Annotated in this window: 26 protein-coding genes and 1 tRNA gene; 15 read left to right on the top strand and 12 right to left on the bottom strand. The window is 56.2% G+C overall.

Going from position 1 to position 25,522, the window contains the following annotated elements; all coding sequences use genetic code 11:
* Nucleotides 1-55: 55 nt before the first annotated feature.
* The 5 genes from ACERY3_RS01130 to ACERY3_RS01110 all read right to left on the bottom strand — a co-directional run bounded on the left by ACERY3_RS01130 (nucleotide 56) and on the right by ACERY3_RS01110 (nucleotide 5,069).
* Complete coding sequence (locus ACERY3_RS01130) at nucleotides 56-1,087, bottom strand: ABC transporter ATP-binding protein (RefSeq protein WP_033144834.1); 1,032 nt, start codon at nucleotides 1,085-1,087, stop codon at nucleotides 56-58.
* Between the two features lies 1 nt (nucleotide 1,088).
* Nucleotides 1,089-2,663 carry an iron ABC transporter permease gene (locus tag ACERY3_RS01125; RefSeq protein WP_058841208.1) on the bottom strand — a complete coding sequence of 525 codons (1,575 nt, stop codon included), beginning with the start codon at nucleotides 2,661-2,663 and terminating at the stop codon, nucleotides 1,089-1,091.
* A gap of 24 nt (nucleotides 2,664-2,687) precedes the next feature.
* On the bottom strand, nucleotides 2,688-3,704 hold the full coding sequence (locus ACERY3_RS01120) for an iron ABC transporter substrate-binding protein (protein ID WP_039263996.1): 1,017 nt from the start codon (nucleotides 3,702-3,704) through the stop codon (nucleotides 2,688-2,690).
* A gap of 356 nt (nucleotides 3,705-4,060) precedes the next feature.
* Nucleotides 4,061-4,891, bottom strand: a complete 831-nt coding sequence (locus ACERY3_RS01115; RefSeq protein ID WP_058841207.1) for a CPBP family intramembrane glutamic endopeptidase — start codon at nucleotides 4,889-4,891, stop codon at nucleotides 4,061-4,063.
* Between the two features lie 101 nt (nucleotides 4,892-4,992).
* A tRNA-Arg gene (locus tag ACERY3_RS01110) sits at nucleotides 4,993-5,069 on the bottom strand.
* Nucleotides 5,070-5,347: 278 nt separating this feature from the next.
* Between ACERY3_RS01110 and ACERY3_RS01105 the strand changes: the two genes are divergently transcribed.
* The 3 genes from ACERY3_RS01105 (at nucleotide 5,348) to fimZ (ending at nucleotide 8,232) form a co-directional block, all read left to right on the top strand.
* Nucleotides 5,348-6,046, top strand: a complete 699-nt coding sequence (locus ACERY3_RS01105) for an EAL domain-containing protein (protein WP_058841206.1) — start codon at nucleotides 5,348-5,350, stop codon at nucleotides 6,044-6,046.
* Between the two features lie 24 nt (nucleotides 6,047-6,070).
* The gene (locus ACERY3_RS01100) at nucleotides 6,071-6,799 is read left to right on the top strand and encodes a response regulator transcription factor (RefSeq protein ID WP_058841205.1); all 729 of its coding nucleotides are present in this window, start codon (nucleotides 6,071-6,073) and stop codon (nucleotides 6,797-6,799) included.
* Between the two features lie 800 nt (nucleotides 6,800-7,599).
* Entirely contained in the window at nucleotides 7,600-8,232 is a 633-nt protein-coding gene (gene fimZ, locus ACERY3_RS01095) for a fimbria biosynthesis transcriptional regulator FimZ (RefSeq protein ID WP_033144828.1), read from the top strand.
* A 51-nt stretch (nucleotides 8,233-8,283) separates the two neighbouring features.
* Here the strand turns inward: fimZ and sfmF are convergent, their stop codons facing one another.
* From sfmF to fimA, 6 genes are all read right to left on the bottom strand, one after another.
* Nucleotides 8,284-8,805, bottom strand: coding sequence for a fimbria assembly protein (sfmF, locus tag ACERY3_RS01090; protein WP_039263992.1), 522 nt, complete (start codon nucleotides 8,803-8,805; stop codon nucleotides 8,284-8,286).
* A 9-nt stretch (nucleotides 8,806-8,814) separates the two neighbouring features.
* Complete coding sequence (gene fimH / locus ACERY3_RS01085) at nucleotides 8,815-9,822, bottom strand: type 1 fimbria D-mannose specific adhesin FimH (RefSeq protein WP_039263990.1); 1,008 nt, start codon at nucleotides 9,820-9,822, stop codon at nucleotides 8,815-8,817.
* Nucleotides 9,815-12,376 carry a fimbrial biogenesis usher protein gene (locus ACERY3_RS01080; RefSeq protein WP_182931605.1) on the bottom strand — a complete coding sequence of 854 codons (2,562 nt, stop codon included), beginning with the start codon at nucleotides 12,374-12,376 and terminating at the stop codon, nucleotides 9,815-9,817. The genes fimH and ACERY3_RS01080 overlap by 8 nt, the downstream gene beginning before the upstream one ends.
* Before the next feature lie 14 nt (nucleotides 12,377-12,390).
* Nucleotides 12,391-13,083, bottom strand: a complete 693-nt coding sequence (gene fimC, locus ACERY3_RS01075) for a type 1 fimbria chaperone FimC (protein ID WP_032661434.1) — start codon at nucleotides 13,081-13,083, stop codon at nucleotides 12,391-12,393.
* 34 nt (nucleotides 13,084-13,117) lie between these two features.
* A complete protein-coding gene (gene fimI, locus ACERY3_RS01070) occupies nucleotides 13,118-13,663 on the bottom strand; it encodes a type 1 fimbrial protein subunit FimI (RefSeq protein WP_023310642.1) in 546 nt (181 codons plus the stop codon).
* A gap of 68 nt (nucleotides 13,664-13,731) precedes the next feature.
* A complete protein-coding gene (gene fimA, locus ACERY3_RS01065; protein ID WP_023310641.1) occupies nucleotides 13,732-14,295 on the bottom strand; it encodes a type 1 fimbrial major subunit FimA in 564 nt (187 codons plus the stop codon).
* A gap of 310 nt (nucleotides 14,296-14,605) precedes the next feature.
* On the opposite strand from fimA, the gene folD reads away from it, so the two are divergent.
* The 5 genes from folD to ACERY3_RS01040 all read left to right on the top strand — a co-directional run bounded on the left by folD (nucleotide 14,606) and on the right by ACERY3_RS01040 (nucleotide 19,125).
* Nucleotides 14,606-15,472 carry a bifunctional methylenetetrahydrofolate dehydrogenase/methenyltetrahydrofolate cyclohydrolase FolD gene (gene folD / locus ACERY3_RS01060; RefSeq protein WP_008499332.1) on the top strand — a complete coding sequence of 289 codons (867 nt, stop codon included), beginning with the start codon at nucleotides 14,606-14,608 and terminating at the stop codon, nucleotides 15,470-15,472.
* A 1-nt stretch (nucleotide 15,473) separates the two neighbouring features.
* A complete protein-coding gene (ybcJ, locus tag ACERY3_RS01055) occupies nucleotides 15,474-15,686 on the top strand; it encodes a ribosome-associated protein YbcJ (RefSeq protein ID WP_023334767.1) in 213 nt (70 codons plus the stop codon).
* A gap of 234 nt (nucleotides 15,687-15,920) precedes the next feature.
* Nucleotides 15,921-17,420 (top strand): PTS transporter subunit EIIC, encoded by a 1,500-nt coding sequence (locus ACERY3_RS01050; RefSeq protein ID WP_029741054.1) that lies wholly within the window; start codon nucleotides 15,921-15,923, stop codon nucleotides 17,418-17,420.
* A gap of 86 nt (nucleotides 17,421-17,506) precedes the next feature.
* Nucleotides 17,507-18,523, top strand: a complete 1,017-nt coding sequence (gene malI, locus ACERY3_RS01045) for a Mal regulon transcriptional regulator MalI (protein ID WP_023310638.1) — start codon at nucleotides 17,507-17,509, stop codon at nucleotides 18,521-18,523.
* A gap of 74 nt (nucleotides 18,524-18,597) precedes the next feature.
* Nucleotides 18,598-19,125: a metal-dependent hydrolase gene (locus ACERY3_RS01040; RefSeq protein ID WP_039263988.1), complete on the top strand. Its 528-nt coding sequence runs from the start codon at nucleotides 18,598-18,600 to the stop codon at nucleotides 19,123-19,125.
* A gap of 89 nt (nucleotides 19,126-19,214) precedes the next feature.
* Here the strand turns inward: ACERY3_RS01040 and cysS are convergent, their stop codons facing one another.
* Nucleotides 19,215-20,600, bottom strand: a complete 1,386-nt coding sequence (gene cysS, locus ACERY3_RS01035; protein WP_029741052.1) for a cysteine--tRNA ligase — start codon at nucleotides 20,598-20,600, stop codon at nucleotides 19,215-19,217.
* A gap of 174 nt (nucleotides 20,601-20,774) precedes the next feature.
* Between cysS and ppiB the strand changes: the two genes are divergently transcribed.
* The 7 genes from ppiB to mnmH all read left to right on the top strand — a co-directional run bounded on the left by ppiB (nucleotide 20,775) and on the right by mnmH (nucleotide 25,486).
* Entirely contained in the window at nucleotides 20,775-21,269 is a 495-nt protein-coding gene (ppiB, locus tag ACERY3_RS01030; RefSeq protein WP_023310635.1) for a peptidylprolyl isomerase B, read from the top strand.
* A gap of 3 nt (nucleotides 21,270-21,272) precedes the next feature.
* Nucleotides 21,273-21,995 carry a UDP-2,3-diacylglucosamine diphosphatase gene (gene lpxH, locus ACERY3_RS01025; RefSeq protein ID WP_039263987.1) on the top strand — a complete coding sequence of 241 codons (723 nt, stop codon included), beginning with the start codon at nucleotides 21,273-21,275 and terminating at the stop codon, nucleotides 21,993-21,995.
* 137 nt (nucleotides 21,996-22,132) lie between these two features.
* Nucleotides 22,133-22,342, top strand: coding sequence for a YdgH/BhsA/McbA-like domain containing protein (locus ACERY3_RS01020; RefSeq protein WP_033144821.1), 210 nt, complete (start codon nucleotides 22,133-22,135; stop codon nucleotides 22,340-22,342).
* A gap of 68 nt (nucleotides 22,343-22,410) precedes the next feature.
* Nucleotides 22,411-22,596 (top strand): hypothetical protein, encoded by a 186-nt coding sequence (locus ACERY3_RS01015; protein WP_029741050.1) that lies wholly within the window; start codon nucleotides 22,411-22,413, stop codon nucleotides 22,594-22,596.
* A gap of 161 nt (nucleotides 22,597-22,757) precedes the next feature.
* Nucleotides 22,758-23,267 (top strand): 5-(carboxyamino)imidazole ribonucleotide mutase, encoded by a 510-nt coding sequence (purE, locus tag ACERY3_RS01010; RefSeq protein ID WP_058841202.1) that lies wholly within the window; start codon nucleotides 22,758-22,760, stop codon nucleotides 23,265-23,267.
* Nucleotides 23,264-24,331: a 5-(carboxyamino)imidazole ribonucleotide synthase gene (gene purK / locus ACERY3_RS01005; protein WP_058841201.1), complete on the top strand. Its 1,068-nt coding sequence runs from the start codon at nucleotides 23,264-23,266 to the stop codon at nucleotides 24,329-24,331. Before purE ends, purK begins: the two co-directional genes overlap by 4 nt.
* Before the next feature lie 84 nt (nucleotides 24,332-24,415).
* The gene (mnmH, locus tag ACERY3_RS01000) at nucleotides 24,416-25,486 is read left to right on the top strand and encodes a tRNA 2-selenouridine(34) synthase MnmH (protein WP_058841200.1); all 1,071 of its coding nucleotides are present in this window, start codon (nucleotides 24,416-24,418) and stop codon (nucleotides 25,484-25,486) included.
* Nucleotides 25,487-25,522 lie beyond the last annotated feature (36 nt).

The raw sequence follows: 25,522 nt of genomic DNA, 5'->3' as shown, positions 1-25,522 counted from the left end.
TGCGTTCGGGAAAAATCTTTTATAACAACCCGTTGCATGAAATTACTAACGAATATTAAGAATATTCGAATACCCGCGCGGTGCCAGCAATATCAATGCGTACAGCCGTGCCCGGGTTCCATCCTGGCTGGCTTACGGTCTTCAGAATTACGGGCTGCTGCTGCCCGGCTAATCCCAGGGTGAGCGTTGACAGCTGGCCGGTGAAGTCCACGTCGAGAATCGAGATCGGGCTTTCATGCGCTGCACATGCCGTCACGCGTAATTGTTCAGGACGCATCATTACCCTGCCCTGTCCTGTCGCCTGCGCGTTGTCCGTCGGCACTTCACCCAGCGCGCACACGGCATACCCGGCAGCGAGCTGAGCAGGCAGGATCACGGCATCGCCAAGAAACAGCGCCGTCTCTTCGTCAACGGGACGGGTGTAAACGTCATAAGGCGTCCCGACCTGCGTGAAGCGCCCGGAGCGCATGACGGCAACCTGCGTGGCAAAGGACAACGCTTCGTTCTGATCGTGGGTGACCAGAATCGAGGCTACGCCCGCTTCGGCCAGCAGATCGGCCGTTGCCTTACGCGTCATCGCGCGCAGGCCGGTATCCAGCGCCGAGAACGGTTCATCCAGCAGCATCAGTGAAGGTCGCTGGGCCAGCGCACGGGCCAGCGCCACGCGCTGCTGCTGTCCGCCGGAAATCTCGTGGGGCCAGTGCGTTGCGAGCTGCCTGTCCAGAGAAACCATCTCCATCAGCGCCTCAACGCGCTGGCGCTTCTCGTGGCGAGTGCCGTCCAGCCCCCAGGCGATGTTGTCTGCCACATTGAGGTGCGGGAACAGCGCACCCTCCTGAGGCACAAAACCGATCCGGCGCAGGTGGGCGGGAACAAAACTGTTTTCGTCGAACAGCGTTCTCCCCTGCATGACAATGCGCCCGGTGTCAGGCGTTTCGAACCCGGCCAGAATACGCAGCAGCGTGGTTTTCCCCGACCCGGACGGCCCGACAATCGCCGTCCTGCTCCCCGGCGCCACGCTCAGGTTTAAGCTGTCGAGCACCTGCACATCAGAAAACGATTTAGAAATGGCGGTTAATTCAAGCATGTCATAGCCCTGCAATTTTTTTCGACTGCATATAGAGAATGGCGGTCAGCGGGAGTGAAATCAGGATCATCAGCATCGCGTAAGGCGCGGCGGCCACATAGTCAATTTCACTGGTCAGCGCCCAGAATCCGGTGGAGAGCGTGCGCGTGCCCAGCGGAGAGAGCAGCAGCGTGGCGGTCAACTCGTTGCTGACGCCGAGGAAAACCAGCGCGGCCCCCGCCGCCGCACCCGGCGCGGCCAGCCGCATCGTGACGCTCCAGAGCGCCTTCGCGGGCGTGCTGCCCAGGCTGCGCGCCACGTTCTCCAGTTCGACCGGCGCCTGCGCAATCCCCGCCCGCAGGTTGATGAGCGCACGGGGCATAAACATCAGCAGGTAGGCAAGGAACAGGGTAATTTCCGTCTGGTAAATGGGACGGGCGTAGTGAATGGTGACGGTGACCAGCGCCAGCGCCGTGACGATGCCCGGCAGCGAGCTGGTGATATAGATACACCCTTCCAGCGTCCGGAAGATGCGGTGCGGATAGCGAATACCCAGCCACGCGATGGGGATCACGCACGCCGTCGTCAGAAGCGCGCCGCCCACGCCGAGCATCAGCGTCTGGCGCAGGGAGTGCCAGAGATCGGCACTCATCCAGTTTTGCACGCCGCCGAGCCAAATCCAGCGACACAGGACAATTAACGGCACGCCCAGCGCCAGCACGATCAGCACGATGAAAAACAGCTGGCCCAGCGCGGCGGCCGCAGGCTTCAGCGGCCAGCGTTTCTGCTCGCGCGCGGCCCCGGCGCCAATGCGCGCGTAGCGTGCTTTTCCGCGCGTCACGCCTTCCAGCATTAATATAGCCAGACAGCACAAGGCCAGCACGCCCGCCAGCATGTTCGCCGCCGGGCCGCTGAAGGTAGACTGGAACTGGTCATAAATTGCCGTGGTGAAGGTATCAAAGCGGATCATCACGTACAGGCCATATTCCGCCAGCAGGTGCAGCGCCACCAGCAGCGCGCCGCCGCAGATAGCGAGCTTAAGCTGGGGCAGCACCACGCGGAAAAAGACCCGCCACGGCGGCGTACCCAGCGAAGCGGCGACATCTTCAAGCGTCGGGTCAAGGCGACGCAGCACCGCCGCAACCGGCATATAGATAAACGGATAGTAGGCAAGAACCGAGAGGAACACGCCCGCGGAGAGCCCGTGCATGGACGGGACAGCGCTCACCCAGGCGTAGCTTTGCACAAACGCGGGGATCGCCAGCGGGGCGACCGCCAGTGCGGACCAGATCCCTCGCCCGGCAAGCTGCGTGCGCTCCGTGAGCCAGGCGATTGCCACGCCCGTCACGATACACAGCGGAACCGCTAAAGCCGTCAGCCACAGCGTGTTGCTGAGCAGCTCAGCAACACGCGGGCGAAACACCAGCGCCTTAATGGTTTCCCAGCCGGTCTCAATGCCAATGGCAATGATAAAACCCAAAGGCAGAAGCGCCATTAATGAAAACAACACAGCTAACGCAACCATCGGCAGTGCAGGACGCCTGCGGGCAGGCTCCTGCGCTCTGTTTTTTCCGATGTCGAGACTCAGACCAGACATAAGACGTTCACTTCACTCTCAGGATCACAGCAGGCCGGCTTGCGTCATCAGCTCGATAACTTTTTTACTGTTGAGCGTTGAAGGTTCAACTTTCGGCGCATCAAGATCTTTCAGCGGGACCAGTTTCGGGTTTGAGGCCGCGTTCACGCCCACGGCATATTCAAAGGCGTTGTTGGTCCGCAGGCTTTCCTGGCCTTCTTTACCGGTAATGTATTTGATGAAGGCCTGCGCCTGCGCTTTGTGTTTGCTGGACGCCAGCACGCCGCCGCCAGAGAGGCTCACGAACGCGCCCGGATCCTGGTGTTTGAAGTAGTAAAGCTGGGTGTTTTTGCTGTTTTCACCGGTTTTGGACTGATCGACAAAACGGTAGTAGTGATAAATCACGCCGCCATCAATCTGACCGGCATTGACCGCTTTCATCACGGTGCTGTTGCCTTTATAGGCAACGAAATTGGCTTTCATCGCCTTGAGCCATTCCAGCGTGGCCTTTTCGCCTTTCAGCGCCAGCATCGCGCTCACGATGGCCTGGAAATCCGCGCCTGACGGTGATGCCGCCCAGCGGCCTTTCCACTCGGGTTTTGCCAGATCCATCAGCGATTCAGGCAGCTGCTTTTCGTTCAGCTTTTCCGGGTTATACACAAACACCGTGCTGCGGGCCGCGATGCCAATCCAGCGGCCGTGCGCCGGACGATATTCTGCCGGTACCTGCTTAAGGGTGTCTGCATCCAATGGCGCAAACAGGTTGGCGTTATCCACCAGCACCATTGAAGGCGAGTTCTCCGTCAGGAATACGTCTGCCGGGGACGCGCTGCCTTCCTGAACCAGCTGGTTACCCAGCTCGCTGTCATCGCCATTACGCAGAGTGACTTTAATGCCGGTTTCTTTGGTAAAACCGTCAACCCACGACTTCACCAGGTTTTCGTGCTGCGCGTTATAAACAACGATACCTTCGTTGTTATCGGCGGCAACTGCTTGTGTGGAAAGGAAAAGGGATGAAGACAACAAGGCAAGCGAGAAGCAGGACAGCAGGCGAGAATTCATGAACATATCCTTTATAGACCAACGGGATTAACGACTCATAGCTTTGTGGGACAGGATTAAAGCATACAACAACGCTAATGATAATTAGTATCAATCGAGTTTAGTCGTAAAAGTGTAAAATTTCTTTATTGCGGAGTTTGTTAAGATAAAAATTCAGATTTTAATCCGAGATAATATTTAGATTAAGAAAACCTTAAGCCTGCCAGCAATGAAATTCATTAGCCTTCTATTCATTCTCCCGCGAAGTGAAATTTGTTGTTTACGCACCCGGCATATATAAAAAAGCCCCGATATTTCGGGGCTTTTTATGTTTATTCAGAGGTAGCCAAATTATTAGGCGACTATTTAAAAACGCATCACATCGCAGCGTGGGGGGCATACATCGGATAGGTGAAGAACAATAAATGCACGCAGTTCAGCCCAAAATGGAATAACGTCGCAACCCAAAGCCTGCCGCTCCACATCCACGCCAGGCCGTAAATAATGCCGGAGAGGCTGGCAAAAATAATCAGTAGTAAACCGCCGCTATAATGCATCAGTCCAAAGATGACTGAGGCAATCAACAGCGCGACAACAGGATGAATAATCCGGGACAAGCGTTGCTGCAGGTAGCCTCTGAACAAGGCTTCCTCAGCCAAAGAGACGAAAAAAATATTCGCAAGGGCAAATTGAGCGAACCATTCAGGCGCATGCGGCTCAATTCTAAGTCCGCCCAACGCAACAGCCAGAAGTAACAGCGCGGGTATCGCAAGAACCAATATTCCCCAGCCGAGCTTGCCCGCTTTATAGAGGGGTTTTGCGACGAATAACGTTGGCATGCACGTAATTAAAAAGAACGGCACCACTGCCTTGTCCATATTAAAGTACATACTGAACGGCATGCTTTGCGGACCTACGACGACAGCATCCAGCACTTTGGGGTTATGGAAGCCCGGGATCAGATGCAAAACCAGGGCAACGGCGATGGCCACGCACAGGCCTTCGACCAGATAGGTATATTTATTATTTTTATTCCGTAGCCATTCAACAGCAGACCAGCCAACAACGATTGATGCAATAACCAGCAGCGCCGGGGCGTCAAGAATACTCTGTTTCCAGCCGAGAAATGCCGTTAATCCCAGCATCAGGTAAGCCAGGCTTTTATTAAGGGAGAGTGCGGCAAGCGAAGTTGCGAGTAGATACCACATAAATGTCCTTCTTGACCGGTAAATTTTAGGGGCGATGTCCCAAATATGTCCCACAACGAAAATCAGGAGGATGTGAAGGAGGCGTACTCTATGAAATGAAATGGCACGCCCTGTAGGATTCGAACCTACGACCTACGGCTTAGAAGGCCGTTGCTCTATCCAACTGAGCTAAGGGCGCACTGATATGCGTGTACTTCGCGGTGGTGAAACGCGAAGAATTATACGGTCAATGGCAGGTGAGTCAATGCCTTTTCCGTTTTCAGGGCCAATTACCGCTAGCCGATTGTAAATACGGCTATTTTCTCAACATTTCGCCCTGTTTCACCGTAAAATTTAGCGCTGCGAAAAGGCTTAGTTGCATTTAAGTAACGCCTGCTGTTTTCCTGACCGTCAGCTCGTCACACTAGAGTCAGGTATCCCGGCCGCCTGGAGGCTGACAGACAACAGGACAATGGAGTGACAGCGCAAAACCTGATCGATACGCCCCCCCGGTTACAGTACATTTCTCAGGACATCGTCGGCATTAAGCTTGAGCCCATCGTCGCCCTTTCCTCCTTGCGCCAGGTTGGCGTGGAGGTCCTTAGCGTCCTGTCCGACACGCGGGACAGCGAGAACTTTTTTTGCGATCGCTCCGCAGAGTGGTCGATAACGCTGCTTGAAGCGCAGCTTGCCGCGTTAAAAAATACGCCGCACGGTCATAATCTTTTTATTAATCTGCCGATAACCGTCCTGACAGAGCCCGCGTCTTTTCAGCGACTTATCCGGTTGCCAGGCGTGCCGCTCAATATTGAGATTGTCGACCTCGCGTCCTTTTTGGCGCTTTCCCTCGTACAGAAGCAGCATGTCGTTCAAAATTTGCGGCAACTTTGCAGACAGGGACACGCAATCTGGCTTGATGACGTGGATGACGTCACAGTGCAGTCGTTTTTATCCTGCCGACTCCCGTTAAGCGGCATCAAAATAGATAAGGAAGCATTCTGGCGTTTACGCGACACCCCTGCGCTGAGGCAACTGGTTTCCCTTTGCTTTCAGCTTGCCGGGAAAGTGCTTATTGAAGGTATTGAGACTGAACGCGATCGTACCTGGGCACTGCAGGCAGGCGCAGACCTCGGCCAGGGATATTACTGGCCGTCCTGGACATGGCCGGAGGATTAAAACGCCATTTCCAGGAGGGAGACCATGCGAATGACAGTGCGCCGTTACCGGCGGCGGCGTACAGGAAGTGATGCACTGGGATTTACGCGCTCACCTTTTGCTCCCCCCTTTTTCGACCGGCTCGAATTTTTGAGCCAGTCCATCAGCCAGCCCCGCAAAACCGACGCCCCGTTTATCCTTCTGGTGACGGAGGATCACTACCTGCGCACCGGTTTTCTCAACGGGCAGTTTCCCCTGAGCAGCTGCTGCGACTACGCCACGCTGGACGACGCCCTTATCGCTCAGACGCAGTGGCCCTCAGCCCGTCTGGTCGTGGATATTGAAAGCCGATCCACGGGGCTTCTGGAGAAACTGGATCAGTTGAGACGGCATAGCCTGTTTCCTCCGTTCCTGACGCCCTGGCTGTTGGTCCGGGCCGATAATTACGACACCCGCCTCTTCTGCAAAGCGGCAGGTCCCTTTCATGTGCTCGAACGTCAGCTGAACGCCGCCGCGCTCCAGCACAGCCTGCAGGATCCCCTCCCTCCGCCGGGAACCGAGAAAGACTGGTTCTCGCGCAACGAATGGCCCATTCTGCAGGAGCTATCCCGGGGCAAGACATTGCGTCAGATTGCCCTTATGCAGAATCGCCCCTATAGCCGCATTATCTATCGTCTCAGCTGCATCCTGCTGAAGCTGGGGCTAAGGCATCGCCAGGAATTGCTGCATCTTCTTAATAACCTCTCAGACTGCACGTTTTCACTCACCTCCTAACCCCTTATTTCCTAAAGCGGTTTAAGAATTTACTTACCACTTGCGTTGCGTAAATGTTAATTTTTAACAATAAAATCGAATTTATAACTATTCCTAATTCATGGGCGTGAACCTTGTGAAATGCCACAGATTAGCGGAACGGCAGCACTTTCCTCCATCCGTTAAGCGAATGCAGAAGGCGTTAACAAGATGATAATGATGTAAAAACAAGCAGCTTAGCGACAACTGCCAGGAGTAAAAAGCAAAGCGGGCAGCACGTTCTCCTGTGCACCAGACGCCGTTATCCGGATCGGCGCAAGCACTTTCAGATGAAGGCCAGACGGCCTGCGAGGGCAATTTTTAACCTCACTTTTGCGGGTTCGTCCCTTTCAAAGAGGCGTATTTTTGTTAACAATTAATCAACATACAGAGATATCTGTTATTTTTTGTTATTACATAAAGATGAAAATATGCGGTAAATGAGATAACAGGATATTTCCGCTAAATTTAAAAAAATAGCGATTAAGATCCAGAAGATAATACAAACCAATACCCTCACATTAATTTACAGGGTTTTCGGAAAAAACTTACCCTGTATAATAAGATGCGTATCAAATATGAATAAGAAAAACCTTTTTGCCAACACCAGCCTAATGAGATGACCGCGCTGAGGCATAGTTCTTTTCATTACGTAAACAAGGATGCTTTCGCTCTTTCCAGGGAAATACTACGGTATAGGGATCTGCACATTATATCCTTCCGGCATTTCGAGAGTTTTACCAAACTCTGCATAACGCTTTTAACAATCTGAGGCATTAAAAATGAAACCGGCATCCGTTATCATTATGGACGAACATCCTATCGTCAGAATGTCGATAGAAGTCCTGCTACAGAAAAATAAGAATATCACAGTCAAGCTCAAGTCTGGCGATAGCCATGAAGTCCTTGACTGTATCCGCAATCACCCTATCGATCTGGTGATCCTTGACATTGAACTCACGGGCACGGATGCTTTCGCTTTACTTAAGAGAATCAGAAACTTAAACAAGAACATTAAGGTTCTGTTCCTCTCGTCTAAATCAGAGTTATTTTACGCGGGTCGCGCCATTCGCGCCGGGGCAAATGGCTTCGTCAGTAAACGAAAAGATTTAGGTGAGATCTACAACGCCGTAGAAATGATCCTGATGGGCTATTCCTTTTTCCCGTCGGAAACGCTGAACTTTATAAACCACCTGGGTTCAGGGAAAGGGATGGCAGTAGATATGCCATTATCGAATCGCGAGGTCACGGTATTACGGTATCTGGCGAATGGATTATCCAACAAGGAAATTGCTGAACAGCTACTATTAAGCAACAAGACCATTAGCGCGCACAAATCCAATATTTATTCCAAGCTGGGTGTGCAAAGCATCGTGGAATTAATTGATTACGCCAAAGCCCACGAGCTGCTATAACCTGAATTCACTCCCTGCAGCTTATCTGAGCTGCAGGGAGTGCGGTCAGTGCTAATTATAATTAATCATGAAGGTGGCATCCGCATCAGCCCGTCCGGGCTGAGGGTTATCGGCAGTGGCAATATAATTGGCATAAAATGACAGAATCGCATTTCCCTGCGCATCAACCGAGACCGGCTGGCTGGCCTGCTGAAGCGCCAGCCGCGTTTTATCCGCATCCCTGATCTCAACGGCGACATGGCTTGCAGTACTGGCGTCATTCAGCGCCAGCAAGCCGCTATTGCTTCCGTCGGCTTTACCCGAAAACGTAATGGACGCCGCGCCCGGCGGGCAGCCGGTCAGCTTCAGCGTAAACGGCATCGGCTGCGTGCGGCTCCCGGTGGTGCTGAGCTGTTTCGTGGGCCAGGTGCCCAGCGGGACGGCCTTGTCGCTGTCGCTGCCCTCGGCAACGCAGGTAAAATCGACGATATTGCCGTAGAGCCGAATGTTAATCTCGCCCAACGCGGTGTCCGCCTGAGCCTGCGTGCAAAGCGCAAAGAGCGCTACGGTGAGAAAACGGATCCTGTTTCGCATATCGGCTCCTTAGTCGTAATCCACGCGCAAATACCCGCGCGAGGTGAAGCGCCCTTCCGCTGGCTTATTGCCCGTCACGCTCACCGGCCAGACCCGGATCCCGACCTGCGCCTGCGCGCTGTCGTCGAGGCGGAACGGAATTTTGCTCGTCAGGTTGTTGGGTGTCAGCGGCGCCCCGCTCTCGTTGGCGATGATGAACCCCACATCCGGGTTATCCGACACCAGCACATTATCAGAGACTTTTTCCGCCTCGACCCGCATCGTCAGCATGGCGTTCGCCTCCACGTTGGTGCATTTGATGGCGATGGTTTTGCTTTGCGATGAGACCCCCTCCGGCTTGTTACCCACGCCCGCCTTGCTGAACAAGGAGGCGCCAATGTCGCCGAAATCAAACTCCACCACGTTACCGGCATTGATGGCACAGCTTTGCGGCACCTGAATGGTTCCGCTGTAGCTGATGGTATAGACCGGCGTGGTTAACGGATCGGAAGAGGTAGTGGTGACGTAAACGCGGAACATGGTGGCACGCGGGATCACCACCATGTTGATAAAACGCCGGGTCACCTTAAGACGGAAGACCAGGCTGGAGTCCTGAACGCCAAACGGTTTGTTTTTGGAGACGTTAGGATGGCTCCCCATCTGGATATAGCTTTTTGGCGGGTAAAACACGCCAGCATAGCTGTCCGTGATTTTCATCGCCCCGTCCAGATAGTCGTTAAGCTTCAGATACTGGTAGCCATCGCTGGTCCCCGTTACCGTATAATCGGTCACATAGCTGCGCTTGGTGGTATTCCCGGTCGTGCCCTTCGGGCAGACGGCATTCACCCCTACCCACTGCGATTTCTCGCTGAGCGTCACGACCTGCCCAATCTGGTTATTCGAGCTGTTGAATTTATCCGTCAGGTCGTAATGCACTTCCGTCGGCACGCCTTTTTCATTGACGCACACGGTCGCTAATGCGTTTGTCGCGGGCAGTAGCGCCAGCAGCGACAAGGCAAAGAGTTGAGTTTTAATCACAGCCGATCCCCTTAAGTGTGATTGCCTGTTGCAGGCTCTGTTCAGACAAGCTGTAAGGTGCGCGACACTGGGACTGCGCCCCGTCGCCCCACTGGATCAGCAGTTCTCCCTCCAGCGGCAGCCCACTCAGGTAAATTTGCCCGTCATCCCCCACCATGCTGGTGACGCCGCTTTTGGTCTCGCGCACCACCGCGCCGAACGGCACCGGCTGGTTGCCGCGCGTTACCGTCAGCAGGGCGCGCACGCCAATGCGGGTATCAAAGCTGGCGCGTACCAGCGCACCTTTGGTCGGCACCACGCTGCTCACGTTGTTTTCGATATCGGTGTTATTGCTCATGGTGTTGGTATCCAGCGCCACGCGGTTGTAGCGATAGACGGTGGCATACGGCATCACCGCGTAGCCTCGCCAGTCGGTTTTCACGCCGGTCTGGTTTTCAATACTGACGCCCGATGCCCCCGGCGCTTTGATCAGCACGTTGGTGTCGCCCAGCGGCTGGCTGAAGGTCACGCCGTCGGCGTGGCCGACTACCCCGCCGGAGAGCTGCCAGTTGAGATCGTGCTGGTCGCGGGAATAGTTGTAGCCAACGCCCAGCGTGCCGTAGGTCGCCTGCCAGTTGGCGCTGGCGCTTCCGCTTGCGCCGTTGGTGCTGGCGTGTCCCTGGGTCACGCTGTAGTTCAGGTTGCGATCCTCCAGCAGCGTTCCGCTGACGCCGGTTTGCCAGCTTGTGTCGCCATCGCTGTTTCGACTGGCGGATGCCGTAGCGTAGGCGCGGTCAATCGCGCTGTCCCGGCGATAGCCCTGACGGGTAAAGAGGCTGAACGGCACGGAGACGTTAAACGACGCGATCCGATCGGTGCCATCTATCCCCACGGATTTGTTCCACGACCACGAGACGGAGTAGTTGATCCCCTTCACGCCTCCCGCGTAGCCCAGCTGGTACCAGAGGTTCGTCTCGTCTGTTCCCCAGTAGGTCTGCTCGCTACCGGAGATATAGACCGAGCCGTAGTCCCCAAGAGACTGAGAAACGTTGAGCTGGAAGCGGCCTTTTTTATTCCACGTCAGGTTGTGATAGCTCTGCACGTCCGGCACATCGTTATCGTTCTGGCTATCGGCATACTGATAGCCCTCCATGGAGCGCCAGGCGACATCGTCGAGGGTGTAAAACCCTTTTGTGGAGTAGCGGTAGCCCAGCAGCTGGAAGTTGGTGCCGAAGCCGTTAAGGGATTTCGCATAGAGGAAGCGCAGAGACTGCCCTTCGTGCCTGCTGTCGTCCGCGAGCTGGCTGCGGGCGTGGGTGATATCGAGCGAGACCGCGCCCCAGTCGCCCAGGTTTTTCCCGGCCCCGACGGCCACCGCGGTATAGCGTGACGCCAGCTGCGTCCCGCCGTAGAGCGTGTAACCGTTGGCAAGACCGGTAATCAGGGTGCCCTGAGTGAAGAACGGCGTATCCTGATCGCTGTTCCCGCTGCGGTAATCCCCCGCGACGAGGTCATACTTCCAGCGCCCTTCACGCTGCAGGAGCGGCACGGTGGAGTACGGCACGGTATAGCGCTGCTGGGTGCCGTCTTTCTCTTCGACCGTGACTTCCAGATCACCGCTTGAGGAGGTCGGGTTAAGATCGGTAATCGCAAATGCGCCCGGCTGGACGTAGCTTTGATAGATAACGTAGCCGTTCTGGCGAACCACCACTTTGGCGGGCGTACGGGCGATCCCGCGCACGGTCGGCGCGTAGCCCTGCAGGCTGTCCGGGTACATGCTGTCAGACGAGAAAAGCCGTCCGCCGCGAAAACCCATGCTGTCGAAGACGTCGTTCCCGGTATTGCTGTCGCCCAGCACCAGTTCGCTTTTGAGCGGGATGACGGTGCGCTGCGCCCAGGTGCCAATATTCTGCCACTCGCTGTGCCGCTGCCCGTTATTCTGCGTGTACCGCCATGCGCCGTTGTTACGTAAACGCCAGGCGCCATAGTTCAACCCGCTCTGCAGGTTCAGATAATAGCTGTCGTCTTCGCTTCCCCGGTTACCGGTGAAGCTGTAGTTCACCAGCGCGGCGGGAATGCCTTCATCCCACTGTTCAGGCGGAATGTAGCCCCGGGCGCTGTTTTGCAACGCCACCTGCGGCAGGCTGACGTCCAGACGCTGAGAGGCAAAATTGAATACCGTTTCGCTGCCGGGTATGGCCGTGGTCAACGGAACGCAGGTGTCGCCCTGCACCTTAGCCAGCTCGGGAAACGCCGCGACGTTGACGCCAAAGCGATCGAGCATCGCGCGCGTAATGCACGCCGACAAACCGCCCGCCACCGGCGGCGTGTTCTCGGCCTGCTCGAAACGCACGTCCTGGGTACCGATAAACTCATCGTTACGCCAGATATCCACGCGATAAACGCCGGGTGCCTGCTGGTGTCCTTGTTCAAAACGCGACAAATCCGCCACGCTGGCGGTGTCGTCCGACAAGAAGGCCGGGTTGAAATAACTTTCGCTCCAGCCAGCCTGCGGCCAGAGCGCAGCCATCAGCGCCAGTGCAACCGGGCAGTAACGTCTCTGGTGCTTTTTCATCGCCCTGACTCTGCTCACAGGTTGACGCTACGCGCCGGGGTGATGGCACCGTAGTCATTCACGCTCTGCCAGGAAAGCGTACCGCCAGCACCGGCTGGCAGCACCTGCTGAGCCGAGCTTTTCGGTGCAACCATCAGGTTATCCAGCTGCTGCCCGCCCAGCTTTAGATTGACGAGGGTGATGTAATACGGAGAAGCGTTGCTGACTTTGAGATGGCTGCCCGCGCGCTCAAACCGCAGCTGGGAAAGCGCCTCTTCCGGCTGCATCGCCAGGTTGTTCGGGCGCACAAACAGCTTGATGCGTGAGAGGATCGCCAGCTGCAGCACGTTATTGTTTTCCGTTTTCGCTTTGTTCACCGACGGGATCGCCTTCACGTTCATGTAAAAGAGCGATTCGCGATCGGCAGGCAGCGCTGGCCCGGCGTAAATAATACGCAGCGTATTTTCACTGTTCGGCTCGCTGACAAACAGGGGCGGAGTGACGGCAAAGGTTTTTTCTTTTTGCCCGCTCGCATTTTCGATCCACGCGTTAATTAAATAGCGTTCCTGTTTGTTGCTGTTGGTGATCGCCAGCGACGTTTGCTTCGCCTCTGCGGGATAAATAACGCGCGTGGCCCCCAGCGCAATACCGCCGGAAGCATTTGCGCAGGCAGAAACCATCATCAAAATAAACGATAAAAAAAGTCCTGGTTTAATTAGGGTATTCATCACAACCGTACCTTTAATAATGTGTTCGCAGGTGTTATGGATAAATCAACGTAAACCAGACATCCGACTGAATTTTGCCTGGCTCGAGGTGTTCGGAAATAGCCCGATAGCGGGCGCTAAAATGGAACGCGAGCTCGCGGGTATCGATCGGCAGCCAGCTGACGGCCGTGGCGTTTGGGATAATCTGACGCTGCTGTTCGTCAAAAAGCGCCAGCCCCACGCCGCTGCTGACGGGCGTTTCACCCGGCCGCGAGGTCGCCAGAAAGACCTGCGGATCTTCTGCGGGCGTCACGCCCTGAAACTGGATCCCCACGGTGCGCGAAACATCAACGCTGCAGTCCAGCAGCCGCACGGTAAAAGGCACGTTAACCGTGGAAAAACTGCCCACACCGGAAAATGAATTGGTTCGGTACTGCCCCATGTCGATGCGCATATTCTGGCTGTCTGGCGCCACGGCGCAGCCGCCGTTCACCAGTTCACCTCTGAGATGAACCTTGCCACCTTCGATCACCACGGTATGCGCCGATGCCGGGCATGCCATCGCAAGGGTTAACAGCAGTAGTGTTCCAGTCCTTGTCATCCTTCGTTCCTGGCATTAGCGTATGACGGGCCTCGTCCGTGAGGCCTGAACATCCCTGTGCGGAGGAATTACTCGTATTTCATTACGAAGGTGGCGTCAGCGTTTGCCTGGCCTGGCTCAGTGGTGGCAGCCGTTGATTTGTAACGTGCGGTGAACTTCAGGGTGTTGGTCCCTTCGATCAGCGTCTGCGCAGCAGAGAAGGTCGCGCCGTCTGGGGTCAGAACGCTGGATTTGCTGTCGAGGATTTCGATACCCACGCCTTTCGCGGTGTTGTCGTTGTTACCGGAGGTCACGGCCAGCAGGGTTTTGTCGGTTGGGTCGATCTGACCGGTGAACGCAACAGCGGCAGTTTTGGCAACCAGCGGATCGCAATCATTCAGTTCAATGTTGAATGGAATATTAGAGGTGGTGTCGCCCACTTTGGTAAATTTCGCGGTGCGATACTGACCCAGATTAACGGTCTGCTCGGAAGAATCAGTATTTACTGAACAAGCCGCATTAACCAGCTCACCTTTAAAATGTACGGTACCGCCATTTACGGAAACCGGCGCAGCAGGATCTGCTGCATTTGCGGCACCTGCAACCAGGGCCAAAGTAGCAATAACAGTAGAAGCAATGTTGCTGAGTTTCATGTCTATTCCTTTAAAATGTAAATAACCCTTCCCGCGAATAATCGGGAATAAGAAATACGTTCAATTGATTAATTGAAAGCTTATTTCGGAGGAGACAAAGTAGCTCAGGACGCGTTTTTTAAATATGTCAAAACGCTGCCATTTCGCCAGGTCACATCCTAATCCCGCCTAAGAAATTGACCATCCCTTAAGAAGGGTTTTTGCGTCTCACTGATAAAAACGCGTAAAGGGTGACTGACAGCGACGCTCGCTTCTGACAAAATACACGCCATCCCCCCTTTCAAACGTTACAGACGGAATCTTCTCTCTGATGGCAGCAAAGATTATTGACGGTAAAACGATTGCGCAGCAGGTGCGCTCTGAGGTCGCGGAAAAAGTGAAGGCGCGTAAAGCTGCCGGAAAACGCGCCCCCGGGCTGGCCGTTGTGCTGGTTGGCAGCAACCCGGCATCGCAGATTTATGTCGGCAGCAAGCGCAAAGCGTGTGAAGAGGTGGGCTTCGTCTCCCGCTCTTACGATTTGCCGGAAACCACCAGCGAAGCAGAGCTGCTGGAACTTATTGACACCCTGAATGCCGATAAAGAGATCGACGGTATTCTGGTTCAGCTGCCGCTGCCGGCGGGTATCGACAACGTGAAGGTGCTGGAGCGTATCGCGCCGGATAAAGACGTGGACGGTTTCCATCCGTACAACGTTGGCCGCCTGTGCCAGCGCGCGCCGCGTCTGCGCCCGTGCACGCCGCGCGGCATTGTGACGCTGCTGGAGCGCTATAACATCGACACCTACGGTCTGAACGCCGTGGTTATCGGTGCGTCCAACATCGTGGGTCGCCCGATGAGCATGGAGCTGCTGCTGGCGGGCTGCACCACCACCGTAACCCACCGCTTCACCAAAAACCTGCGTCACCACGTCGAGAACGCCGATCTGCTGATCGTCGCGGTCGGCAAGCCGGGCTTTATTCCGGGCGAGTGGATCAAAGAAGGCGCGATTGTCGTGGACGTCGGGATTAACCGTCTGGAAAACGGCAAAGTGGTCGGCGACGTGGTGTACGAAGATGCCGCCGCGCGCGCGTCTTACATTACCCCCGTACCGGGCGGCGTAGGCCCGATGACCGTAGCAACGCTGATTCAGAACACGCTGCAGGCGTGCGAAGAATATCACGACGTAGAGGACGCGTAAGATGGCGACTTTTTCATTAGGTAAACACCCGCACGTTGAGCTGTGCGATCTGCTGAAGCTGGAAGGCTGGAGCGAAAGCGGCGCGCAGGCGAAAATCGTTATCGCCGACGGGCTGGTAAAAGTTGACGGCGTGGTAGAAACGCGCAAGCGCTGCAAGATTGTCGCGGGTCAGACCGTGAGCTTTGAAGGACAGAGCGTAACCGTTACGGCCTGAGCCGTATTATGCCCTCACCCTAACCCTCTCCCACAGGGAGAGGGGATATAAAATCCCCTCACACCCATCGCGGTTATTTATCGATCAACTTCAAATAATCACTATTTCATCTGTTGAAACATGAAAATTCTGTTGCGCGTTTTTCACTCTTTGCCCACGATAAGTAGAACGTTCTACTAAAACGTTCTACTTACAATAACAGCGCCAAAAAAGCGCTACTCGGGGGAAATCAGCATGAGTCTGATATCAGGGTTTGTTAAATCGCTGTCTAAGTTATCGATGATTGGTCGCGCCTTAATGCTGCCAATTTCACTGCTTCCCGCTGCGGGCCTGCTGCTGGCCTTCGGCGATAAGTTCCATCTGCCGCTGATGATGAACGCGGGCGGGGTTATCTTTGATAACCTGCCGATGCTGTTTGCCATTGGCTCCGCCGTGGGTCTGGCGTCAGAATCGGGCATCGCGGCGCTGTCTGCGGCGGTGTCGGTGTTTGTCACGAATATCACCATCAGCACCGTGCTGAGCATCACGCCGGAAATGGCCTCCCAGGGCGGAAAATACGCCATGGTGGTCGGCATCCCGACGCTGCAGATGGGCGTCTTCGGCGGCCTGATCTGCGGTATTCTCGCGGCCTGGTGCTATAACCGCTTCCACACCATGCAGCTGCCGGAGTTCCTGGGCTTCTTCTCCGGCAAGCGCTTCGTGGCCATTGCAACGGCGTTTCTGTCGTTCCTGATGGGGCTGCTGCTGCCGTACGTATGGCAGCATATCCAGGCCGGTATCGACGCGCTCTCCGTGGTGGTGAACGGCGATAATCAGGCGGCGTCGACCTTTATCTTCGGTCTGGTAGAGCGCGCGCTGATCCCGCTCGGCCTGCACCACATCTGGTATCCGTCCTTCTGGTACTCGTTCGGGGATTACACCACTCAGGCAGGACAGGTGATCCACGGCGACCAGACCATCTGGTTCAAGATGCTGGAAGAAGGGGTGAAGTCCTTCAGCAGCGACACCTACCAGAATGCCGGTAAATTCATGCAGGGCGAATTCCCGCTCATGCTGTTCGCGCTGCCCGCAGCGTGCCTGGCGATGTATCACGAAGCCCATACGAAGAATAAGAAAATCGCGGCCGGTATTCTGTTCTCTGCGGCGCTGACCTGCTTCCTGACGGGGATCACCGAACCGGTCGAGTTTACCTTTATCTTCGTGGCGCCGATCCTGTACGTCTTTAACGCCATCATGGCGGGCCTGGCCTACATGACCATGTATCTGCTGCATGCGCATATCGCCAAGTCGTTCTCCGCGGGCTTTATCGACTATCTGTCATTCGGGATCCTGCCGTCCTTTAACGGCTACAAGACCAACTTCCTGAATGCGATTATCATCGGCATTCCAATGGGCCTGATTTATTACTTCACGTTCCGCTTTGTGATCCGTCGTTTCGACGTGAAAACGCCGGGCCGCACTGAAGTGACCGCCAACGCGGATGATAAGTCTGATTCAGAACTCGCGACCGAGATCATCACCCTGCTGGGCGGGGCGCACAACATCGACTCCGTCGGCGCCTGTATCACCCGCCTTCGCCTGGAAGTGGCAAAAAGCGAGGTGGTCGATAAGGACGGCCTGAACGGACTCGGCGCGCGCGGCGTGGTCTTCGTCGGCGACAACGGTATTCAGGTGATTTTCGGTGCCAGAGCACAGTTTATCGCCCAGACCATGTCCACCATGATCGGCAAATAATAAGATGCCTGCACGACGCGTCTCCTGTAGTCTGGGAGACGCATTGTCGTATCTGACTGATAATCGGTGAATTTCAGGGAGCGGTTTTGAAGAAAGTCAGCATTATTGATGTCGCAAAGCACGCGGGCGTGTCGGTCTCAACCGTCTCGCTGGTTTTGCGCCAGAAAGGGAAAATCTCAGAGGCAACGATCGAGAAGGTCAACGCTGCCATCAATACGCTGGGCTATGTTCATAACGTTGCCGCTGCCAATCTCCGCGCCAATACGTCCAATCTGATTGGCCTGATCCTCCGCGACTTTAGCGACAGTTTCTCCATCAAGGTGATGGCGAGCATCGTCCAGGATCTTGAAAAACAGGGGTATATGGTTTTTCTCGGCCAGCCCCAGAACGACCATGACCATCTTGAGCGCTGCCTGCTGTCGTTTAAGCAGCAGGGCGTCGCCGGGGTTATCTATCTGGCCTCGGATACCCGCACCTCCACCCTGCCGGAGCAAATTCGCCGCTGCCCGCTGCCGCTGGTGGTGGTTTCTCAGTCGCTGCTGGATGAAAAATGCAATCTGGTGATGCGCGATAACCGTCAGGCGGCAAACCTGGCGGTGCGTTATCTTATCGAGCGCGGCCATCGCAATATTGCCTACATTGGCGGGCGTGAAGGCTGCCTCATCCGCGAGCAGCGCCTGCTCGGTTTTCGCAGCGCGATGACGCAGAACGGGCTGGTCTGGCGCGATGAATACTCTCCGGCCTGCAGCGATGACACGCTGGCGGCGGGTTTCGCCACCCGCCAGCTGCTGGAAAAAAACAACACCATCACCGCCCTGCTCTGCCACTCGCCGGATGCCATGATCGGCTCCATCTCGGGTATTCATCAGGTTGGACGAACGGTGGGCAAAGATGTGTTTCTGACGCAGCAGGTCGCACTGGTCGGTTTCGAAGATATGCTCCACGTTAACCTCACCTCGCCATCCTTTACCTACGTGTCGTCCGCCAGCGAAGAGACGGGGCGTCAGGCTGCCGGGCTGATTATTCGTACGCTGAAGGAGCCGACGCTGCAAACCCAGCGCATTACGCTTTCCGGACAGCTTATCGCGCGCGAGTCGGCGTAAAAATAAGAATTTGACGCGGATCTGCCGGCGCGGGATTGCTGCTATATTTCCATGATTTGCCATGGATAATCGCAATGCCTACCGTTATTACACACGCTGCTGTTCCGCTTTGTCTGGGCTTAGGCCTGGGAACCAAAGTGATTCCTCCCCGCCTGCTGTTTGCCGGGATTGTCCTCGCCATGCTGCCGGATGCCGACGTGCTGGCGTTCAAGTTCGGCGTCGCGTACGGCAATGTTTTCGGCCATCGCGGCTTTACCCACTCCCTGCTGTTCGCCTTTGTGGTGCCGATACTCTGCGTGCTGACTGGACGACGGTGGTTCCGGGCCAGCCTGACGCGGTGCTGGCTGTTTTTAACCGTGTCATTGCTTTCGCACAGCCTGCTGGATTCGATTACCACGGGCGGGAAAGGCGTCGGCTGGCTGTGGCCGTGGTCAGATGAACGCTTCTTTGCGCCGTGGCAGGTGATTAAGGTCGCGCCGTTTGCGCTGTCGCGCTATACCACGCCGTACGGGCATCAGGTGATCGTGTCGGAGCTGCTGTGGGTGTGGCTGCCGGGAGTCGTGCTGATGGGGTTGCTGTGGTGGAGAAAACGTGGGCGCTGATGCCCTCACCCCGGCCCTCTCCCACGGGGAGAGGGAGAAAACCTAATAATTCCCTCTCCCTTTGGGAGAGGGTTAGGGTGAGGGGAAAATTACTTACGGCGCCAGGTGGTGCCCTGCGGGCCATCTTCCAGAATGATGCCCATCTCGGTCAGACGGTTACGCGCCGCATCTGCCGCCGCCCAGTCTTTTGCCTGACGCGCTTCCAGACGCGCTTTGATCAACGCTTCAATCTCCGCAACTTCACCGTCGTCCGCCTGCGCACCGCTCTGCAGGAACGCGTCCGGATCCTGCTCCAGCAGGCCGAGCACGGAGGAGAGCTTACGCAGATGGGACGCCAGCGCATTCGCCGCGGCCATATCTTCTGACTTCAGGCGGTTCACTTCGCGCGCCATGTCGAACAGCACGGAGTACGCTTCCGGGGTGTTGAAGTCGTCGTTCATCACCTCAACAAAGCGGGCTTCGAACGCTTCGCCGCCTGCAGCAGGAACAGACCTGTCGGTACCGCGCAGCGCGGTATACAGACGCTCCAGCGCCGAGCGCGCCTGTTTCAGGTTCTCTTCGCTGTAGTTCAGCTGGCTGCGATAGTGGCCGGACATCAGGAAATAGCGCACGGTTTCCGCATCGTAATACTTCAGCACGTCGCGCACGGTGAAGAAGTTACCCAGCGATTTAGACATCTTCTCGCGGTCAACCATTACCATGCCGGAGTGCATCCAGTAGTTCACGTACTCGCCGCCGTGGGCGCAGGTGGACTGCGCGATTTCGTTTTCGTGGTGCGGGAACATCAGGTCCGAACCGCCGCCGTGAATATCGAAGTGCTTGCCCAGCTGCTTGCAGTTCATCGCGGAACATTCAATGTGCCAGCCCGGACGGCCTTCGCCCCACGGTGATGGCCAGCTTGGCTCGCCCTCTTTGGACATTTTCCACAGCACGAAGTCCATCGGGTTACGCTTCACGTCAACCACGTCAACGCGCGCGCCGGCCTGGAGCTGGTCCAGATCCTGACGGGAAAGCGAACCGTAGGTTGGGTCCGTCGGCACCGAGAACATCACGTCACCGTTGTCCGCAACGTAGGCATGACCGCGTGCGATCAGCTTTTCGGTAATCTCAATGATTTCGTGAATATGGTGGGTCGCGCGCGGCTCGCTGTCCGGGCGCTGAATATTCAGGGCGTCGAAATCTTTGTGCATTTCGACGATCATGCGATCGACCAGCGCAACGAAGCTTTCGCCGTTTTCATTAGCGCGCTTGATGATTTTGTCGTCGATGTCGGTGATATTACGCACGTATTTCAGGGTGTAGCCCAGAAAACGCAGGTAGCGTGATACCACGTCGAAGGCGACAAAGGTACGGCCATGGCCAATGTGACAGAGATCGTAAACCGTAATACCACACACGTACATGCCGACTTCCCCGGCATGGATAGGTTTAAATTCCTCTTTCTGGCGCGTCATTGTATTAAAGATTTTTAACATCGAAGATTCCATGTAAACACGTGTGTGGTTGAAAACCGGCTATTCTACCCGTAATTCAAACCCGAAGCAGCACACAATGCAAGGTGATCGCATCCTGTGGTTATGCTATAACAAGCCCCTATAGATGACCCGAACGCGGGTCGACGTACCACAATAACGGAACAGGATGCAAAAATGGTTACTTTCCACACTAATCATGGCGATATCGTAATCAAAACCTTTGATGACAAAGCGCCTGAAACAGTTAAAAACTTCCTGGACTACTGCCGCGAAGGTTTCTACAACAACACCATTTTCCACCGCGTGATCAACGGCTTTATGATCCAGGGCGGCGGTTTCGAACCTGGCATGAACCAGAAAGAGACCAAAGAAGCGATCAAAAACGAAGCGAACAACGGTCTGAAAAACACCCGCGGTACGCTGGCAATGGCCCGTACTCAGGCGCCACACTCTGCCACCGCGCAGTTCTTCATCAACGTGGCGGACAACGACTTCCTGAACTTCTCCGGCGAAAGCCTGCAGGGTTGGGGCTACTGCGTATTCGCAGAAGTGGTTGAAGGTATGGACGTGGTTGACAAGATCAAAGCCGTCGCTACTGGCCGCAGCGGTATGCACCAGGACGTTCCTAAAGAAGACGTTGTGATTACAAGCGTGACCGTCAGCGAGTAATTCGTGGCGACACTCTTTATTGCGGATCTGCATCTGCAAACAGAAGAACCGGCGATAACCGCCGGTTTTCTGCGTTTTTTACGCGGTGAAGCGAAAAGCGCCGATGCGCTGTACATCCTGGGCGACCTCTTTGAAGCCTGGATTGGCGACGACGACCCTAACCCGCTGCACCGTGAAATGGCCGCCGCCATTCACGCGCTCGTGGATTCCGGCGTCCCCTGCTACTTCATTCACGGCAACCGTGATTTCCTGATCGGCAAGCGCTACGCCCGCGAAAGCGGCATGACGCTGCTGCCGGAAGAGCAGGTGCTCGACCTCTATGGCCGCAGGGTTCTGATCATGCACGGCGACACGCTCTGCACCGACGATACCGGCTACCTGGCGTTTCGCGCCAAAGTCCACACCCCGTGGATCCAAAAGGTGTTCCTTGCGCTGCCGCTGTTTATCCGCAACCGTATCGCCGCCAGAATGCGCGCGGGCAGTAAAGCCGCCAACAGCAGCAAATCCATGACCATCATGGACGTGAACCCGCAGGCCGTGGTGAGCGTGATGGAAAAGCATGGCGTTCAGTGGTTGATCCACGGTCATACGCACCGTCCTGACGTCCATTCCCTTATCGCCAACGGCGAACCGGCCCATCGCGTGGTGTTGGGTGCCTGGCACACCGAAGGTTCCATGGTCAAAGTCACGCCAGAGGGCGTGGAGCTGATCGCGTTTCCGTTTTAACCTCTCGCACCATCATTCTATTTTTTTGAACAATATCGGCAAATTGTTTCGATTTTAATCAGCCCGTGGTCGGCCTATTATTTATCACATCAGGGCAATACGCCCTATCCCAGATAAAATACTTAAGGAATACGACCATGAAATCTATCAAAACTTTCGTTGCAGCTGCCGCTCTTTCCCTGGTTTCTTTCGGTTCTTTCGCTCAAAGCGTGAGCGCAACCGCCTCTACCCTTGACCGCGCAGAAGCGAAAATTGCCGCGCAGGCCGCCGAGCAGAATGCCTCTTATAAAATCACGAGCGCGAAGGTCAACAACCGCGTGTACATGACCGCAGAACTGACTAAATAAAAACCCTGATTGCCGTGCCGCCAGCGAAGACGTGCGACAGCGACAATACGATGAGGAAGGAACAGAGAATGAAAAACATCAGCATCGTAAGTACCCTGCTGCTGGCAGTCGTGGTGTCCACTGGCGCACAGGCCGCGGAGAATCGCTTCTCCGTGCCAAAATCGGGCTCGAATGCCGACACCAGCATGGTGAATCATATCGATGTCAGCCGCGCGTTCGACAACGAGAACCTGTCCGCAGGGGATCTTCAGTAACATCATATAAAAGACCGCCATCGTGCGGTCTTTTTTGTTATCGCTTTCTCGCCATAACTGCTCGCCTTTTAACCGCGCAACCGTTTTCCTTGCCCGTATAACATGCTATTCTCTGTGCCCTCGAAAGCAGTGTGTTTCGCACCACAGGAGTTTTAAGACGCATGTCTTCCCGCAATAATCCGGCGCGTGTCGCCATCGTGATGGGGTCCAAAAGCGACTGGGCTACCATGCAGTTCGCCGCCGAAATCTTTGAAATCCTGAATGTTCCGCACCACGTTGAAGTGGTCTCCGCGCACCGTACACCGGACAAACTGTTCAGCTTCGCCGAAAGCGCCGAAGAGAACGGTTATGAGGTGATCGTTGCCGGCGCGGGTGGCGCAGCACATCTGCCAGGCATGATTGCCGCTAAAACCCTGGTGCCGGTACTGGGCGTTCCGGTCCAAAGCGCCGCGTTAAGCGGTGTGGATAGCCTCTACTCAATCGTCCAGATGCCGCGCGGTATTCCTGTCGGCACGCTGGCGATTGGTAAAGCGGGTGCTGCCAATGCCGCCCTGCTGGCGGCGCAAATTCTTGCGACGCACAATAAAGCATTGCATCAGCGCCTGGCGGACTGGCGTAAAGCCCAGACCGACGAGGTGCTGGACAATCCGGACCCGCGGGGTGCGGCATGAAGCAGGTTTGCGTCCTCGGTAACGGCCAGCTAGGCCGCATGCTGCGTCAGGCCGGTGAGCCGCTGGGTATTGCCGTCTGGCCCGTCGGGCTGGACGCCGAACCGGAAGCCGTACCGTTCCACCAGAGCGTGATCACCGCCGAGATCGAACGCTGGCCGGAAACGGCTCTGACCCGCGAGCTGGCGCGTCATAACGCCTTCGTTAACCGCGACGTGTTCCCGATCATCGCCGACCGTCTGACGCAAAAGCAGCTGTTCGACAAGCTCGGTCTGCCGACCGCGCCGTGGCAGCTCCTGTCCGATAAAAGCGAGTGGAATGACGTTTTCGCGATGCTGGGCGAGCTGGCAATCGTGAAGCGCCGCGTGGGCGGCTATGACGGCCGCGGCCAGTGGCGCCTGCGTGCAGATGAAACGGCAGAACTGCCGGACGACTGCTACGGCGAGTGCATCGTTGAGCAGGGCATCAACTTCAGCGGTGAAGTGTCGCTGGTTGGCGCGCGCGGGCACGACGGGCATACCGTCTTTTATCCGCTGACGCATAACCTGCATCAGGACGGCATTCTGCGCACCAGCGTCGCCTTCCCGCACGCCAATGCTGACCAGCAGGCGCAGGCGGAAGATATGCTCTCTGCCATCATGCACGAACTCGGATATGTGGGCGTCATGGCGATGGAGTGCTTTATCACCCCGTCCGGTCTGCTGATCAACGAACTTGCGCCGCGCGTGCACAACAGCGGCCACTGGACGCAAAACGGCGCGTCCATCAGCCAGTTCGAACTGCACCTGCGCGCGATCGCCGACCTGCCGCTGCCGCAGCCGGTGGTGAACAGCCCGTCGGTGATGATCAACCTGATCGGCACCGATCTGAACTACGACTGGCTGAAGCTGCCGCTCGTGCATCTGCACTGGTATGACAAAGAGGTACGCGCGGGTCGTAAGGTCGGTCACCTGAACCTGAACGACAGCGACACGGGCCGCCTGAGCGCCACCCTGGAAGCGATGATCCCGCTCCTGCCGCCGGAATATGCGAGCGGTATTGTCTGGGCACAGTCTAAGCTCAAGTAAGACATCTGCGCCGGGGAGTTGATCTTCCCCTTCCCCGGCGTACAATCCCCGCCCATTGCTGCTGAGTTTTCTTCTGGAACAACCATGAACGATGGAACGGACTATCGCGCGATCCTCGCGTCTGATACCCCTTTAATCGACGTTCGCGCGCCGATCGAATTTGCCCAGGGCGCGATGCCTGCGGCGATCAACCTGCCCTTAATGAACGACGACGAGCGCGCCGCCGTCGGTACCTGCTATAAACGCCAGGGCCCCGAGGCCGCGCTGGCGCTCGGCCATCAGCTGGTGAGCGGCGAGACGCGTGAGGCACGCATTAACGCCTGGCGGGAAGCCAGCCTTACCCATCCTGAGGGCTTTCTCTGCTGCGCGCGCGGCGGCCAGCGCTCGCATATCTCGCAGGCCTGGCTGAAAGAGGCGGGCGTTGACTACCCGCTGATCCGCGGCGGCTATAAGGCTCTGCGTCAGACGGCGATTCAGGTGACTATCGAGCAGTCGCAAAAGCCGATGGTGCTTATTGGCGGCTGTACCGGAAACGGCAAAACCCTGCTGGTGAAGCAGCACGCGCAGGGTATCGATCTGGAAGGGCTGGCGCACCATCGCGGTTCGTCGTTTGGCCGCACGCTCACGCCGCAGCTTTCCCAGGCCAGCTTTGAAAACCACCTTGCGGCTGAGCTCCTGAAAAAAGACGCCGCGCGCTGGGTGCTGGAAGACGAGGGCCGGATGATAGGCTCCAACCACCTGCCGGAGTGCCTGCGCGACCGCATGGCTGAAGCCCCTATCGTTGTCGTCGAAGACCCGTTTGACGTCCGCCTTGAGCGCCTGCGCGAAGAGTATTTCGACCATATGTGGGCGGATTTTTCTGCTGCCTACGGCGAGGAAGCAGGCTGGAAAGAATACAGCGAGTATCTGCACCATGGCCTGTTCGCCATTCGCCGCCGTCTGGGGCTGCAGCGGTATGCAGAATTCACCGCGCTGTTAGATTCCGCGCTGCTGGAACAGCAACGCTCCGGCAGCACGGACGCGCACTTCAGCTGGCTTGCGCCGCTGCTGAAGGACTATTACGACCCGATGTACGGCTATCAGCTGGAGAAAAAGGCGGAGAAGATTGTGTATCGCGGGACGTATGGCGAGGTCGCTGACTGGCTTAATCGCTAAAACAAAGCCGGGTGGCGAGGTAAAAGCAAAACGGCA

The sequence above is a fragment of the Enterobacter cloacae complex sp. ESBL7 genome (assembly GCF_041679625.1).
In the GTDB taxonomy this organism is placed as follows: domain Bacteria; phylum Pseudomonadota; class Gammaproteobacteria; order Enterobacterales; family Enterobacteriaceae; genus Enterobacter; species Enterobacter asburiae_B.
This window is presented reverse-complemented; position numbering and strand designations above follow the sequence as displayed.